Origin of the sequence: Actinobacillus capsulatus DSM 19761 (assembly GCF_000374285.1) — a bacterium.
Lineage (GTDB): Bacteria > Pseudomonadota > Gammaproteobacteria > Enterobacterales > Pasteurellaceae > Actinobacillus > Actinobacillus capsulatus.
This window is the reverse complement of record NZ_KB893944.1, coordinates 62,120-77,474: the sequence shown is the minus strand read 5'-3', so window position 1 is coordinate 77,474 and position 15,355 is coordinate 62,120. Positions and strand designations below refer to the sequence as shown.

Below are 15,355 nucleotides of genomic sequence, written 5' to 3'. Positions count from 1 at the left end.
AATCCATCCCGAACTCAGAAGTAAAATGCTGTAACGCCGATGGTAGTGTGGGGTTTCCCCATGTGAGAGTAGGGCATCGCCAGATTGAATTAAAGGGAACCCTGTGGTTAGTGATAATCACAGGGTTTTTGTTTTTGGGGTGAATTTGTTTTTAGCTCCAGCTCCAGCTTCATTTTTATCTTTATTCATCTTCTCCTTTCTTTTTTTGCTTATTCAAACAACCTCCATTAGCGCATTTGCAAAATAGCAAGGGAATTTGACCGCTTGTTTAGGATAAAAAACGGCTAGAAATTATTTCTAGCTGTTTCATTATATAAGCTGCATTGATATTATTTGGCTGGGGCTTGAGCAAGCAGTTTGGTCAATAATTTCCAATAAATCTCAACTGCAGGAATATGTACTTTCTCATCCGGTGAATGAGCATTACGGATTGTTGGCCCGATTGAGATTAAGTCCATATTTGGATAAACTTTTTTTATTAATCCGCATTCGAGGCCTGCATGAATGACTTTAATTTTGGCTTCATAGCCTAACACTTCATCATAAATTTTCTTGGTTAATGGTGTAATGAGAGATGAAGTATCAGGTTCCCAACCTGGGTAGCCGCCACTAAATTCAGCATGAGCGCCAGTGAGTATCGCTAAAGAATTAATTTTAGATCGTACCTCAGCTTTTCCAGCTTCAATGAGAGAGCGAGCAAGAATCGTTGCTACTAGTTCTTGCTTTTCGATTGCAAGTACACCGATACTGAGAGAGGTTTCAACAACATTTTTTACTACATCACTATTACGGATAATGCCGTTTGGTAAGAGATTAAGTAAATGAATGGCTGTTTGAGTTGCTTTACTCGTTAAAATTTGTGTAGGAACATTAGTTTCTTCTACAAGCAAAGTCAGATTAGGCTCTGCTAATTTGAGTTCTGATTTTAACGTTTCTGTTAATTCTGCTAAACAAGCGGTAATTTTTTGTTGATTATTTGCATGGAATGCAATTGTTGCTGAGGCTTCTCGAGGTATTGCATTTCTGACGGAACCGCCTTTGATGTCAGCTAATTGAAACTCTGCTTGTGCAAGATTTTCAGCTAAGATTCGAGCAAGTAATTTGATTGCGTTTACACGAGTAGTATGAATATCACATCCGGAATGTCCGCCTTGTAAGCCTTTTAACGTAATATTTAAGGCTTTATCAAACGGATGAGCATTTTTGTATTCTAACGGAAGGGCTAAATTGATATTTTCGCCGCCTGCGCAACCGATATAGATTTCACCGTTATCTTCGGTATCTGTGTTGATCATAATATTTGATGTTAACCAATTCGAGCGCAAGCCAAGCACGCCTTCCATGCCGACTTCTTCGCTCATCGTAAGTAATACTTCGATTTCCGGATGGGCAACGTCATTTGCTTCTAATACAGCCATACAAGATGCAAGGCCAATACCATTATCTGCGCCTAGTGTTGTTCCTTTTGCTTTAACCCATTCTCCGTCAATATAAGGTTGGATCGGATCTTTTAGGAAGTCATGTTTTGTTGCGGCATTCGCTTGTGGAACCATATCTAAGTGGGCCTGTAAAGCGATAGGTTGACGATTTCCCATACCGGCAGTGGCAGGCTTACGAATTAATACGTTTCCGGCTTCATCTCGCTCTGCAAATAGTTTTTTTGATTTTGCCCATTCTACGAGTGTATTCGCAAGTTGTTCTTCATGGTATGAAGGGTGTGGAATTGAACACACTTTATCAAACCATTGCCATAGTAGAGTAGGAGAAAGATTTGAAATTTCTGACATAATAACCTCATAAAAATAATGATAGCGTTTAAGTTTTGGTAAAAAATTGCAAAAAATAGACCGCTATTGATGAAGAATAACGGAAATGATAGCACGAAAGCGCTTTTTAGGTTAAAATAACGTAATTTTTTTATTCGGTGCCTTGTCACCGCTTTTTTTTATCTAGGATATTTTGTATGAGCGAAAAATACACAAACGAAAAATATGTTGTAACTTGGGATATGTTCCACATGCACGCGCGTAAATTAGCTGAGCGTCTTTTACCTGCTTCACAATGGAAAGGTATTATTGCAGTAAGTCGTGGTGGTTTGTTCCCTGCTGCGGTTCTTGCACGTGAATTAAGTATTCGCCATGTTGAAACCGTATGTATCTCTAGCTATGATCATGATGAACAAGGCGAATTAAAAGTATTACATGCTGCGCAAACAGATGGCGAAGGTTTCATTGTAGTAGATGATTTAGTTGATACAGGTAATACGGCAAAAGAAATTCGTAAAATGTATCCGAAAGCAAAATTCGTAACGGTATTTGCGAAACCTGCCGGTGCACCGCTAGTTGATGATTACGTAATTGATATCCCTCAAGAAACATGGATCGAGCAACCTTGGGATTTAGGTATCACATTCGTTCCGCCTTTAGCACGTCAGTAATTAAGAACGTAATGAAAATGGATAATTGAGAATATAAGACTCGGTTATCCATTTTTCCATTTTCTGTTGTCTATTATTAATTAAACATTATGAGTTTAGGTAATCTTTATATTCTATCGGCGCCAAGCGGTGCGGGTAAATCTTCATTAATTAATGCACTATTGGCTGACTTGCCTCGCACAGAAGTCCAGCTTTCTATTTCTCATACTACGCGTAATCCCCGCCCCGGTGAAGAAGACGGCGTGCATTATTACTTTACTAATCATGCGGAATTTGAAGCACTGATTGAGAAAGGGCATTTCTTAGAATGGGCTGAAGTATTCGGCAATTATTACGGCACATCTTTGCCTATGATTGAAAAAAGTTTAGCTCAAGGCATTGATGTTTTTTTAGATATTGATTGGCAAGGTGCTCGCCAGATTCGTCAGAAACTTCCAAATGTTAAGACTATATTTATCTTGCCACCTTCCCGAGCGGAGTTAGAAAAACGTTTGTTTGGTAGAGGGCAAGATTCTGCAGAAACCATTGCAAAACGAATGGGGGAGGCAGTTTCAGAGATGTCTCATTATAATGAGTTTGATTATGTTATTGTGAATGACGATTTCCAGACTGCCTTAGGCGAATTAAAAAGCATTTTAACGGCGGAACGCTTGAAGTTGGAAACTCAAGCTCTCCGACATCAGCAGCTTATTGAGCAATTACTCTCAGCATAATAAATGGTCAATTTTTGTAAAAGATTTCAAAAATGAATTGATTTTTATAGTAACTAGTAAGGAAAAAGATATTTCTTTAAAATATTCATTTCTCTTATCGTCCTCCTTTCAAGGAAATTACATGAAACTTTCAAAATTAGCTTTAGCACTTTCAGTTGCACTTGCTTTATCTGCTTGTTCAACGAATATGAGTAAAGATGGATCTCTTGAGCAAGCTCAAGCAACTTATCAACAATACCAAGAGATTACAAAACAATTTCAAATTAATGAACAATGGTGGAGAGGCTATAACGATAGTCAACTTAACGCAGTTATAGATCAAGCGATTGCGAATAACGTAGATTTAGCGAAAAGTGCCATTGCAGTAAATAAAGCTCTTTATAATGCAAATTTAGTAGGAGCGAATTTAGTGCCAACGTTTAGTGGTTCAGGCTCTACATCAGCATCTAAAGGTGTTGGTTCGACTTCAAATCAAGTATCAACCGGTGTTTCAACCATTTCGAATAATGCTTCATTTAATTTAAGCTATACGCTTGATCTATGGCGTCGTTTAGCTGATACGGCAAGTGCGGCGGAGTGGGAACATAAAGCAACGGTTGAAGATTTAAAATCTGCGCGTCTTTCCTTAATCAATTCGGTTATAACGACTTACTACCAAATTGCTTACTACAAAGATGCGATCAATGTAATTGAACGTACGATTAAGAACTACGAACAAATTTCACGTATTTTAAATAATAAATTAGCAGCAGGTGCAATTGACCGTTTAGCGGTAGAGCAAGCACAACAAGCAACATTAAATGCTCGTAATAACTTGATTGCTTATCGTACGAATTTAAAAACGGCGGAACAAACGTTACGTAATTTATTAAATTTAAAACCGGATCAATCATTACCGTCTCGCTACCCAAGTATTTTTAGCGTGAAATTACAAGGCGTTGACTTAAATGTGCCGGTTTCTGCAATTGCAAACCGTCCAGATGTAACCGCTCGCTTAAACCGTTTACAAAGTGCATTTAATAGCTTAACCGCTGCAGAAAAAAGCTGGTTCCCAACCGTTACTTTAGGTGCTTCAATTTCTGGTAATGCAGCGAAAGCGTATAATATTGCGGATAATCCGGTTGGCAACGGTGTTATTTCATTTGATCTACCATTCTTAGATTGGAATCGTGTGAAAAATAACGTGAAAATTTCAGAGTCTGATTATATGACGGCGAAATTAAATTATGAGCAAACGTTAACAAGCGCATTGAATGAAATTGATACGCACTATTATGCTTATGAACAAGCCCGTAGTAGTTATGCGACCTTACAGAAAACTTATGAGCATGATAAGCGCATCAGCACCTATTATAAAAATCGCTATGAACAAGGCGCATCAGAATTCCGTGAATGGATTGGTGCAATGAATACTGAGCTTGGTTCTCAGCTTTCAATTTTGAATCAAAAATATACGATTCTTTCAGGTGAGAATACTGTGTATCAGTCAATGGCGGGTAAATATCTGCGCTAATAAAAATAAAGCACGAATAGCATTGCGCTCTTCGTGCTTTTTTATTTATTTTTTATTTTGTTCTGCTGCTCGTTTACGGCGAATTTCTTTTGGATCGGCAATTAATGGGCGGTAGATTTCAATACGATCTCCATTTTCCACCATATCGGTTAATTTTGCAGGGCGGCTAAAGATACCGACTTTATTGGTTCTTAAATTGATTTCAGTATATTTTTCTAGAATACCGGACTGTAAAATAACATTCTGAATAGTTGTTGCGCTATCTAATGTTAGCTTTTTGAGGAAAAAACGTTCCGGATAGGCGTAAGCAACCTCAACAATAATCTTTTCTGATTCAGACACCGTAAACCTCCTGGGCGCGTTGTTTAAACGCATTGACCATTTTTATCGTCATTTCGTTAAACACTTTTCCAAATACCATACTAACTACAGGGTTTAAGAACTCGAATTCAAGTTGTAAGCTAATTTTACAGCTTTGCTCATCAAAGGGGTGGAATATCCAAGCACCCTGTAAATAACGAAAAGGGCCTTTAATTAATTTCATTTCAATACGTTCATTTGGACGCATTGTGTTATGTGTGCTAAAGGTTTGGTTAATACCTAATTTTTGAATATGTAATTCAGCTTCTAGCTCGGTTTCACTACGGCTGATTGTTTTAGTTCCTACGCAACCGGATAAAAATTGCGGATACTTTTCATAGTCGTTGACTAGCTGATACATTTGTTCAGCGCTATAAGCGATAAGGGATGATTGGTTTACTACTGGCATGGTTTCTCTCTCAAATAAGCGGTCGTATTTTACTAAATTTTTGCATTTCTACAAAGAAACGCTTTTGACTTGTAAATAGACATTTTGTCCATTCCACAAAGCTAGCTCATCAAATGACCAGAAACTGATACTAGCCCATACCGTGTGATTATCAACAAAAACTGCAATATCTACTCGATCGACCAGCTCAATAATCTGCATAATTTTGCCTTGTAATATATTGCGAATAGAGCTTTGGCTCGGCTTTTTTAAACTGATAGACACATCTTTGCTAGCAATCGTAATGCGTAATTTATCACCGATTTGATAATGAGGTGTTTCATTAATCCAAATTTGTTGCGCACCAAGATTTAAACCGACCATTTTGTAAGTGGGTTGGTAGGAATGAATAGTTAATTCTAATAAGCTAACCTTTTGTGAATCCGGTTGCCAAGCCATAAAAGCTGGGTGGTGCCACACGTTAGTAACACTATCAAAAAGTGTGACTTTACCTTGCTCGAGTAAAATAAGGTTATCCGCCAAACGAATAATCTCATCTAAGCTATGGCTAACATATAAAATCGGAATCTCAATTTGAGTGGCAAGTTTACTCAAATAATTCATTAGCTCTTGCTTGCGAGGCAGATCAAGTGCTGATAAAGGTTCATCCATCAGTAATAATTGCGGCTCGCTTAATAACGCTCGGCCGATTGCGACACGCTGCTTTTCGCCACCAGAAAGGCTAGCCGGAAAACGAGTGAGTAAATGCTCAATGCCCAGTAATTGTACGATTTGTAAAAAATGAGCGAAATCCGACCGCTTGTAGCCGTATTTGAGGTTCTTTTCAACGGTGTAGTGTGGAAAAAGTCGGGCTTCTTGAAATACATAACCGATTCTTCGCTTTTCCGGCGCAAGATTGATCCCTTGCTCGTTATCGAATAAGGTTTGTTGATTAAGTCGGATATAGCCTTTTTGTGGTGTAGATAAACCTGCAACTAAATTGATTAGACTTGATTTACCGGCTCCGGAGCGCCCAAAGATAGCGGTAACGCCTTTATTCGGAATATCTAATTTTACCGCTAACTCAAGTTGTCCGAGAGTTTGGTGTAGATTTAATTGAAGCATAAGTTAATTCAGTAAGCGCTTTTGCTTTTCAGCAAACCATTCGGAAGCAAATAGTGCAATTAAGGAAATGATAATTGAAACGGCGCATAAGCGGGCTGCAGCCAGTTCGCCGTTCGGTGTTTCGATAAAAGTAAAGAGTGCGGACGGAATAGTTTGAGTTTGATTAGGAATATTGGAAACAAAGGTGATTGTCGCACCAAACTCCCCCAATGAACGAGCAAAACCGAGTACGGCTCCGGCGGTAATACCCGAATAGGAAAGCGGTAGCGTGAGTGTAAAAAAGACTTTTGATGGAGAAGCACCTAATGTTCTAGCTGCTTGCTCCAATTTCGGATCGACCGCATCTAATGTCAGGCGGATCGATCTAACCATCAACGGAAATGCCATAACCATTGAGGCGAGAACCGCACCTTTCCAAGAAAAACTGAATGAAAATTCAAACCATTGCCATAAATACTGGCCGATTGCGCCTTTTTTCGCCATCGAAATCAATAATAAATAGCCAATAACCACTGGTGGTAACACGAGTGGCAGATGTACAATGCCATTTAATAAGCTTTTACCCAAAAATTGTTTGCGAGATAACAACCAAGCGATAAATATAGCGAACGGTAGTGATAGTACAACTGCCAATAAAGCCACTTTTAAGCTTAAGAAAATAGCATCAAGTTCTTGAGGGGTAAAATTGAACATCATTTCAACCGTGGATAAACAGAAAAGGAATAGTAATTAACTACCCCCTTTTATAAGATCAATTGACCGGATAAAAACCGGCAGCTTCAAATTTCGCTTTGGCTTTCGGCGTTTTTAGGAAATCTAAAAATGTTTTAGCTTGCACTTTATCACTCACTGTAGCAGCAGGATAAATAACTTCACCGTAGCTTTCGGTTGGAAAAACCGCAATCACTTTCACTTTATCAGAAACTTTCGCATCGGTAGAGTAAACAATACCCAATGGTGATTCACCACGTTCTACGAATGACAAGGCATCACGAACATTTTTCGCTCGAGCGATTCTAGGTTTGACTTGTTGCCATAAACCGTAATATTCTAATGCTTTTTTCGCATATTTGCCTGCCGGTACATGAGCCGGATCGCCGACTGATAAATAGCCATCTGCTAAAATTTTGTGAAAATCGACCGCTTGTATATCACCTGCCGTTAATGAACTGTCTTTTGGTGCGATTAAAACAAGATCATTTTTAACCAAAAGGAGGATATTTTGCGTTTTGGCGGGCTGCTTCTCTTTTAAGTAATCCATCCATTTTAGATCAGCGGAAATAAACACATCTGCCGGCGCATCTTGTTCGATCTGTCTAGCTAAAACTGAACTTGAAGCAAACGAAAAAATCACTTTGTCATCAGGATATTGCTTGGCAAAATCTTGATTGATTTCTTGCAATACATTGGTCATTGATGAAGCGGCAAAAACGATAATATCCGTTGCTAATACCAAGCTTGACGAAAAAAGTATATTAGTGATTAAGAAAAGTTTTATTAATGCTTTCATTAGGTCTCCTTTTATATAATTATGTAAAACAAGCGGTTTAATTTCTCGTATTTTTTGCAAGTCCAAATAACTTATTTTAAGAACGTAGGCCAGTACCATTCTCAATCAATGAAAAAGCAAACCAATATAAAATAACGATAAAGCTACTCAATACTGAAAAAGTATAAACCACAGAAACATCCGTAATACCAAGGAATCCGTAGCGGAAACCGTTGATCATATACACAATGGGATTAAATTTGGATACGGCTTGCCAAAATTCTGGTAGTAACGAAATAGAGTAAAATACGCCACCTAAATAAGTGAGAGGCGTAAGTACAAAGGTCGGAATTAAGCCAACATCATCAAAGGATTTCGCATATACTGCATTGATTAAACCACCTAAGGCAAAGGTGATGGTCGTCATTAATAGCGTCAGCAAAATAATCGCCCATGAATGAATGTCGTAAGAGACGAAAAAGAGCGAAACCAATATGACTAAAATGCCTGCCAATCCACCTCGAATAATACTTCCCGCAACATATCCCCAAATAATATCATGACTGGAGAGTGGCGAGACGAGCAATTCCTCATAGGTTTTAGTGAATTTACTCAGGAAAAATGACGATGCGCTATTAACATAAGAGGCGGTAATTGCCGTCATCATTACAAGTCCGGGTGCAATAAATTGCATATAGCTTACGCCGCTCATATCCCCGATACGACCGCCGATTAATTTTCCGAAAATTAGGAAGTAGAGCGTTGTGGTAATAATTGGCGGAACAAGCGTTTGTTTCCAAATACGAATCACTCGGCGTGACTCTTTGCCAGCAAGGGTGAGGAATCCTGTTAAATTCATGTTAATTCGCCATTTTCATAAACAATTCTTCTAAACGATTGGATTTGTTACGCATACTTAAGACTTCAAATCCTTGTGCTGCAATTTGTTGGAATAGATTGGTTAAACCTTGTTCTCGCTGCACTTCAACTTCTAAAGTGTTCTCATCAAGCCATTTAAATGGGTAGCTATTGATTACAAGCGGTTGATTTTCCGATTTTTTTTGCAAATCCAACACAAATGTTTCCGTTTCTAATTTGGCAAGCAAGGCTTTCATCGAAGTATTTTCAACCAATAAACCGTTTTGGATAATCCCGATATGACGGCAAAGATTTTCGGCTTCTTCCAAATAGTGAGTAGTTAAAATAATGGTTGTTCCTTGTTGATTCAGTTCACGCAAAAAGTCCCATAAACTACGGCGTAATTCAATATCTACTCCCGCGGTCGGTTCATCGAGAATCAGCAATTTTGGGTTATGCATTAAAGCACGGGCTATCATCACTCGGCGCTTCATACCACCGGAAAGCTCACGGGTAAAATGGCCTCGTTTTTCCCAAAGATCGAGTTTTTTCAGCCAAGTTTCAGCTCGGGTTAATGCTTCTTTATGTGAGATACCGTAATAACCGGCTTGTTGGGTTAGAACATCAATCACTTTTTCAAATTGATTGAAGTTAAATTCTTGCGGTACAAGCCCGATTTGCTGTTTAAGCTGAATTTTTTGCGTATCAAGATCGCAACCGAATACTTTCACACTACCGCTAGTTTTATTCACTAGCGAGCTAATAATCCCAATGGTAGTCGATTTACCCGCACCATTATGCCCGAGTAAGGCATAAAAATCACCTTGTTCTACGCTTAAATCGATACCTTTTACCGCTTGCACACCGGTCGGGTAGGTTTTGATAAGATTTTTGATTTCTAAAGCTTTCATTATTCTTTATTCTCTGCAACGGCTCTAATTGTGCTTTCGTCTATTTCCGCATCAAATGTTTGGCGTAACAGCATTAATTTTTCATCATTGGTAAGTGCTTTTTTCGCTTCGAGCGTTAAATTTTCAAAAATGGCACGGCGAATTTCTAGCGGTGTTTTATATTCCACACTTTCGCCAATACTCAATTCATAGCTAAAACCTTTTTCTTGTAAGGCTGTAGCTAGACTCTGGCGGGATTCGGCATTATCTAAATGTGCCATTGCTGGCTTGAGGATCAATTTAAGCTGTTCACCTTGTTTTTCGGCTAAATAGCTATTTAATGCCACTTGACGAGATAAACCACCGAGTTTTAATTCATTCACAATCCGGCACCATTCGTCTTGCTCACAAGATAATGCGATGGTTTTTGCCACTAATTCAGGCGTGCGTTCTTGTAAGATCGCTTGTTTGATATCGGATGGTTTAGCGCTTTCATTTTGGGTTTCTAATTCGGGATTGAGCCACGTCCAGCGATAATCTTCATCGCTTAACGGTTTTTCTGGTTGCTTTGCCGATTGAAGCTGAGCTTGCGTTTGTTGCTCGGTTGCCAAATTCATAAAACGCTCTTGTAAACTTGGCGCTTTTTGTGGATTTGCTCGGCTCGCCGATGAAATAGCCGGTTTAGCTAACTCAGACTTTTTTTTTTCGTTTTGAGTAAGTTGTGCCTGAGTTTGCTGTAACTGTTTACGGGCTTGCATTGCTGCAAGTGCCGGTGACACTGGCGCTGAACCGCTTTCAACTACGTTTGCGGCGGGCTGCTGATAAGCGTTTGAATTTTCCGGTATTTTTGCAGCAGGTTGTGTTGCAAAATTTTGAACAGAATTAACCGCTTGCAGTGCGTGGTTTTGTGTTAAACGTGCTTTGAGCTGTTCAATATTTTGCTGTGGTGTATGCGGTATAGTCGCTGTTGTTGTTTGGACAACTACCGGTTGGCGATTAATTTCTTCAGCACGCTTAGGATGGAAAGCTAATGCACGTAAAATGGTCATTTCTACACCGGCACGTTGCTCCGGCGCAAATTCCAATTCTTTTTTACCATTGAGCATTAACTGATAGAAAAATTGTACGTCTTCAGGCGCAATTTGTTTTGCTAAAAAATGTAGCTGAGTTTGTTCCTGCCCACTATTTTTGAGCAACTGAAGCATCGCAATTTTATGTAAAGTTTGGGCAATGTCCGAGAGTAGTTGTGACCAATCAACCCCTTTTTCAGCAACGGATTGAATGACTGACATCGCTTTTTCACCGTCGGCTTGCGCGAGCGCAGTGACTAATTCGATTGGCTGGTGACCATCAATTAAACCAAGCATTTGCTGTACGATTGGTAAGCTAATATTCGCATTACTTACCGCAATCGCTTGATCGGTTAAACTCAATGAATCACGAATACTGCCTTGAGCCGCTTTTGCTAGTTTTTCAATAGCGGCTGATTCGTAGGGAATATTCTCCTGTTGCAGGATAAATTCGAGATGGTTTGCAATCTGAGCTTGATCCAACGCACGCAAATGGAATTGCATACAACGGGATAAGATCGTGATCGGTAATTTTTGTGGATCTGTCGTTGCAAGTAAGAACTTAACGTATTCCGGCGGTTCTTCAAGCGTTTTGAGTAGCGCATTAAAACTGTGACGCGAGAGCATATGTACTTCGTCAATCAGGTAAACTTTAAAGCGCCCGACTGTTGGCTTGTATTGAACATTATCAAGCAACTCACGTGTGTCTTCGACTTTAGTGCGTGAAGCAGCATCAATTTCAATCAGATCAATAAAGCGACCTTCTTCGATCGCTTTACAATTTGCACACTCACCGCAAGGTGTGGCGGTGATACCGGTTTCGCAATTTAAGCCTTTTGCAAATAGGCGTGCAATTGAGGTTTTACCTACACCACGCGTACCGGAAAACAGATAGGCGTGATGAAGTCTACCTTCACGCAGGCCATTCTCTAATGCGGATAAAACGTGTTGCTGTCCGACAACTTCAGAAAAACGTTGCGGACGCCATTTACGGGCTAAAACTTGATAACTCATTGCGACTCTTATTTGTTACGGAATAGTATTCCGTACTAAGAAATATTAATGACCGGCAAACTCAACTAATGTAAATGAGTTGATGCCTTCTTTTTCTAGACGTTCTTTACCGCCTAAATCCGGTAACCAAATCACAAATGCTGCATGTTCTACTTTACCGCCTAAGCGACGAATTAATTTTGCCGTAGCGTCAATTGTACCGCCGGTTGCTAATAAATCGTCTACAACTAATACGTTGTCACTTTCTTTTACTGAATCTAAATGGATTTCCAGCGTATCTTCACCATATTCTAAAGAATAAGATTGTGAAATAACTTCACGTGGTAATTTTTTCGGTTTACGAACTAATACAAAAGGTACGCCTAACGCAAGCGCTACCGGTGCACCAAAGATAAAGCCGCGAGATTCTGTTCCAACGACTTTAGTAATACCTTTATCTTTAAATTCAGCAACGATTGCATCTACGGTTGCCTTGAATGCTTCTGGCACTTCTAATAATGAGGTAATGTCACGGAAAATAATACCTGCTTTCGGATAGTCAGGAATAGATTTGATGGATGATTTGATTAAATCTAATTGGTTCATGGTTAGACCTTAAAAATAGCAAAATAACCTGAAGAATTTAGCAAAACTGAGCAAAATTACAAGGAAAATTTAAGGAAAGTCAGTAATTCGGCATCATTTTCAATGTGATTAGTATATTTCTTATATAAAAAATTATACAAATTTATTGATTGCATAGAATAAGTTATATATTCTGTATAAAAAATTCTACGGAGATACTATGAACCAAATTCTTATCCCTTATGTTTCGATGGCAGAGATGTTAGTTGAAACGTTCGGAAAAAGTTGTGAAGTTGTTTTACATGATTTAAACCGCCCTGAGCATTCGGTTGTGTATGTTGCTGGTGATGTTACACATCGTAAGCCGGGGCAGAATTTTGACTATTTGGTTAAGGAAGTGATGTTATCGGATAAGCTGAATAATAACTATGTAGCCAATTACTATTTTGAAGCCGAAGGTAAACTTATTCGTTCATCCACTCAACTGATTTTTGACCCAAACCAACAGCTGGTTGGTGCCTTGTGTATCAATATTGATACGACACCGATTACTGAGCAAATCGCTTATTTAAATACCTTATTGCCTAACCTAAATCAGATAAAACAAACTGAGAAAACGCTAGAAACAGAAGAACTTCCGCTTTCTGCAATGGCAGAAAATTTAATGGATAAAATTTTAAACGGACAATCTGTTCACACAATGTCTCGGGATGAAAAAATTGAAAAGATTCGTTTTATGGAACAAAAAGGCTTGTTTTTAATGAAAGGCAGTATTGAGAAAGCTGCTGAAAAATTAGGCGTAAATAAAGTGACCATTTATAGTTATTTAGATGAAGTAAGAGGAAAATGCTAATGGAAATTATTCTACCGAATCAAAGTAAAGGGCATTATTCTCCGGCAATAAAATCCAACGGCATGTTGTATGTATCGGGACAGCTTCCATTTAATGCTGATGGGAAAATTGTTGGTGATATTGCCGCTCAAACCAAACAAGCTCTCGCTAATTTAGCTCAAGTACTCGCCGCTGCCGAGTTTAGTAGAAATGATTTGGTGCAATGCCGTGTGTATATTCCCGATGTAGTTTATTGGGATACAGTAAATCAAGTTTATGCTGATTTTTTCGGTTCACATAAACCTGCTCGTACTGTTGTACCTTGCGGTAATTTGCATTACAACGCACTTATTGAAATTGATGCGGTTGCCGAATTTGCTTAGGAGAATCAATATGAAATTTATCTGTAGTCAATGCCAATAAATTGCGCCGGTATCTACTCTCCAAGCAAAATGTCAATGTGGCGGGTTATGGTCATTAGATTATCAGCCACCTAAATTTGATCTCAATCAGGTTGATCGCCATGAGTGGAGCTTATTTCGTTATCGAAAATTTATCGCTTTGCAAGATGAAAGTTGGCGTGATATTTCCTTGGGGGAGGGGATGACGCCGATAGTCCGTTTTGATGAAAATGTATTATTAAAAATGGATTACTTTATGTCAACGCTTTCCTTTAAAGACTGTGGTGCGGCGGTACTTATCAGTCATTGTAAGTCGCTTGGTGTTGATTCGGTGGTACAAGATAGTAGTGGTAACGCAGGAAATAGTGTCGCAGCCTATTGCGCTAAAGCGGGTATTCAATGTGAAATTTTCGTACCGGAAGGAACATCGCCGAAAAAAATTAATATGATTGAGGCGCATGGTGCTAAAGCTAATGTGATTAAAGGTAGCCGTGATCATTGTGCAGATGTATGTCGTGCTAAAGTTGAAAATGAGGGCGTTTATTATGCCAATCACGTGTATAACCCCTTCTTCTACGAAGGTACGAAAACGTATATTTATGAAACGTTTGAACAGCTCGGGCGGATTCCAAAACATATTGTCGTTCCGGTTGGAAACGGTACTTTGTTTATTGGTGTCATTAAAGGACTAGAACATTTGTTGGAAAGTGGCGTTATTGACGAAATGCCAACGATTATTGCATTACAAAGCGAATATTGTGATCCATTATTGCAAGCGGTCAAAAAAGGGCAAAAATTTGCAGAACAGGTTGAGATTAAGCCGACTATCGCCGAAGGTATTGCCATTGGACAGCCTATGCGAGCAAGTGAAATTTTAGCTTATGCGGAAAAATATACGATTCGTTTTGTACATGCACCGGAAGATAAAATTCTTGCTGCACGAAATGCTTTAGCCAAAAAAGGGATTTATTGTGAACACACTACCGCAGCCAACTATGCGGCTTATCTTCATTACTGTGAGCTATATGGTGCTGCAGTAGAAGATTGCTTAATTACGATGTGTGGTGCTGGACTGAAATCAGAGCATTAACTAAGGGAAATAATATGTCGGAAAAAACATTCGAAAATTTGACCGCACTTTTAGACCAATATCAAGCTCATTATCGAGTAGTTCATCATACTAGTGCCGGTAAATCGGAAGAGGTTGCGAAAATTCGTGGTACGGAAATCGGGCAAGGGGCAAAAGCCTTGGTGTGTAAAATCAAAGGAAATGGTGTAAAACAAGCAGTACTCGCTATTTTACCAGCCGATGAGCAGGCGGATTTAAATCAAATCGCCCAATACTTAGGCGGTACAAAGGCATCTCTTGCCAGCCCTAAAGAAGTTGATGAACTTACAGATTGTGTATTTGGTGCGATTCCACCTTTTAGCTTTCATTCGGATCTTAAACTTATTGCAGATCCTAGTTTACTTGAACGCTATGATGAACTTGCTTTTAACGCCGGTACGTTAGAATGTTCAATTATTTTAAATACGCAAGATTATGCACGTATTGTGCAACCGATGTTAGTGAGTTTTGTGAAAAGAGATATATAGAAGTTGCTCGGTTTTAGATTAAATTTAATCGCTTTTATGTAACCAATTACATAATGTTAAAAAATACGAAAAAAAAGGCCGCTTGCTTTTGCGCGGTCTTTATCA

At 39.0% G+C, this 15,355-nt stretch carries 17 protein-coding genes and 1 rRNA gene; 8 read left to right on the top strand and 10 right to left on the bottom strand.

All coding sequences use genetic code 11. The features are described from left to right. A 5S ribosomal RNA gene (rrf, locus tag C228_RS15205) occupies positions 1-85 on the top strand; the annotation flags it as partial. 244 nt (positions 86-329) lie between these two features. Here rrf and C228_RS0110400 read toward each other — a convergent pair. Further along, positions 330-1,787, bottom strand: coding sequence for an aminoacyl-histidine dipeptidase (locus C228_RS0110400; protein WP_018652560.1), 1,458 nt, complete (start codon positions 1,785-1,787; stop codon positions 330-332). Positions 1,788-1,963: 176 nt separating this feature from the next. Here C228_RS0110400 and gpt point away from each other — a divergent pair, with 176 nt between their 5' ends. The 3 genes from gpt to tdeA all read left to right on the top strand — a co-directional run bounded on the left by gpt (position 1,964) and on the right by tdeA (position 4,663). Continuing rightward, positions 1,964-2,437, top strand: a complete 474-nt coding sequence (gene gpt / locus C228_RS0110395; RefSeq protein ID WP_018652559.1) for a xanthine phosphoribosyltransferase — start codon at positions 1,964-1,966, stop codon at positions 2,435-2,437. A gap of 89 nt (positions 2,438-2,526) precedes the next feature. Continuing rightward, complete coding sequence (gene gmk, locus C228_RS0110390; RefSeq protein ID WP_018652558.1) at positions 2,527-3,150, top strand: guanylate kinase; 624 nt, start codon at positions 2,527-2,529, stop codon at positions 3,148-3,150. Between the two features lie 121 nt (positions 3,151-3,271). After that, the gene (gene tdeA / locus C228_RS0110385) at positions 3,272-4,663 is read left to right on the top strand and encodes a toxin/drug exporter TdeA (protein ID WP_018652557.1); all 1,392 of its coding nucleotides are present in this window, start codon (positions 3,272-3,274) and stop codon (positions 4,661-4,663) included. Between the two features lie 45 nt (positions 4,664-4,708). On the opposite strand, the gene C228_RS0110380 is transcribed toward tdeA, so the two are convergent. The 9 genes from C228_RS0110380 to apt all read right to left on the bottom strand — a co-directional run bounded on the left by C228_RS0110380 (position 4,709) and on the right by apt (position 12,442). Then, on the bottom strand, positions 4,709-5,038 hold the full coding sequence (locus C228_RS0110380; protein ID WP_050560383.1) for an RnfH family protein: 330 nt from the start codon (positions 5,036-5,038) through the stop codon (positions 4,709-4,711). Beyond that, on the bottom strand, positions 4,998-5,432 hold the full coding sequence (locus tag C228_RS0110375) for a type II toxin-antitoxin system RatA family toxin (protein ID WP_018652555.1): 435 nt from the start codon (positions 5,430-5,432) through the stop codon (positions 4,998-5,000). Before C228_RS0110375 ends, C228_RS0110380 begins: the two co-directional genes overlap by 41 nt. Before the next feature lie 48 nt (positions 5,433-5,480). Beyond that, entirely contained in the window at positions 5,481-6,536 is a 1,056-nt protein-coding gene (gene modC, locus C228_RS0110370; RefSeq protein WP_018652554.1) for a molybdenum ABC transporter ATP-binding protein ModC, read from the bottom strand. 3 nt (positions 6,537-6,539) lie between these two features. Beyond that, on the bottom strand, positions 6,540-7,229 hold the full coding sequence (modB, locus tag C228_RS0110365; RefSeq protein WP_018652553.1) for a molybdate ABC transporter permease subunit: 690 nt from the start codon (positions 7,227-7,229) through the stop codon (positions 6,540-6,542). Between the two features lie 58 nt (positions 7,230-7,287). After that, entirely contained in the window at positions 7,288-8,046 is a 759-nt protein-coding gene (modA, locus tag C228_RS0110360; RefSeq protein ID WP_018652552.1) for a molybdate ABC transporter substrate-binding protein, read from the bottom strand. Positions 8,047-8,122: 76 nt separating this feature from the next. Beyond that, positions 8,123-8,884 (bottom strand): ABC transporter permease, encoded by a 762-nt coding sequence (locus C228_RS0110355; RefSeq protein WP_018652551.1) that lies wholly within the window; start codon positions 8,882-8,884, stop codon positions 8,123-8,125. Between the two features lies 1 nt (position 8,885). Then, on the bottom strand, positions 8,886-9,794 hold the full coding sequence (locus tag C228_RS0110350) for an ABC transporter ATP-binding protein (protein WP_018652550.1): 909 nt from the start codon (positions 9,792-9,794) through the stop codon (positions 8,886-8,888). Next, positions 9,794-11,857: a DNA polymerase III subunit gamma/tau gene (gene dnaX, locus C228_RS0110345; RefSeq protein WP_018652549.1), complete on the bottom strand. Its 2,064-nt coding sequence runs from the start codon at positions 11,855-11,857 to the stop codon at positions 9,794-9,796. The genes C228_RS0110350 and dnaX overlap by 1 nt, the downstream gene beginning before the upstream one ends. A 45-nt stretch (positions 11,858-11,902) precedes the next feature. Beyond that, positions 11,903-12,442: an adenine phosphoribosyltransferase gene (apt, locus tag C228_RS0110340; RefSeq protein ID WP_014991082.1), complete on the bottom strand. Its 540-nt coding sequence runs from the start codon at positions 12,440-12,442 to the stop codon at positions 11,903-11,905. 199 nt (positions 12,443-12,641) lie between these two features. On the opposite strand from apt, the gene C228_RS0110335 reads away from it, so the two are divergent. The 4 genes from C228_RS0110335 to C228_RS0110320 are packed head-to-tail and all read left to right on the top strand — an operon-like array spanning position 12,642 to position 15,250. Then, entirely contained in the window at positions 12,642-13,274 is a 633-nt protein-coding gene (locus C228_RS0110335) for a helix-turn-helix transcriptional regulator (protein ID WP_018652548.1), read from the top strand. Then, positions 13,274-13,636 (top strand): RidA family protein, encoded by a 363-nt coding sequence (locus tag C228_RS0110330; protein ID WP_018652547.1) that lies wholly within the window; start codon positions 13,274-13,276, stop codon positions 13,634-13,636. The genes C228_RS0110335 and C228_RS0110330 overlap by 1 nt, the downstream gene beginning before the upstream one ends. A gap of 40 nt (positions 13,637-13,676) precedes the next feature. Beyond that, entirely contained in the window at positions 13,677-14,744 is a 1,068-nt protein-coding gene (locus tag C228_RS13650) for a threonine synthase (protein ID WP_245552768.1), read from the top strand. Positions 14,745-14,758: 14 nt separating this feature from the next. Further along, a complete protein-coding gene (locus tag C228_RS0110320) occupies positions 14,759-15,250 on the top strand; it encodes a YbaK/prolyl-tRNA synthetase associated domain-containing protein (protein WP_018652545.1) in 492 nt (163 codons plus the stop codon). Positions 15,251-15,355 lie beyond the last annotated feature (105 nt).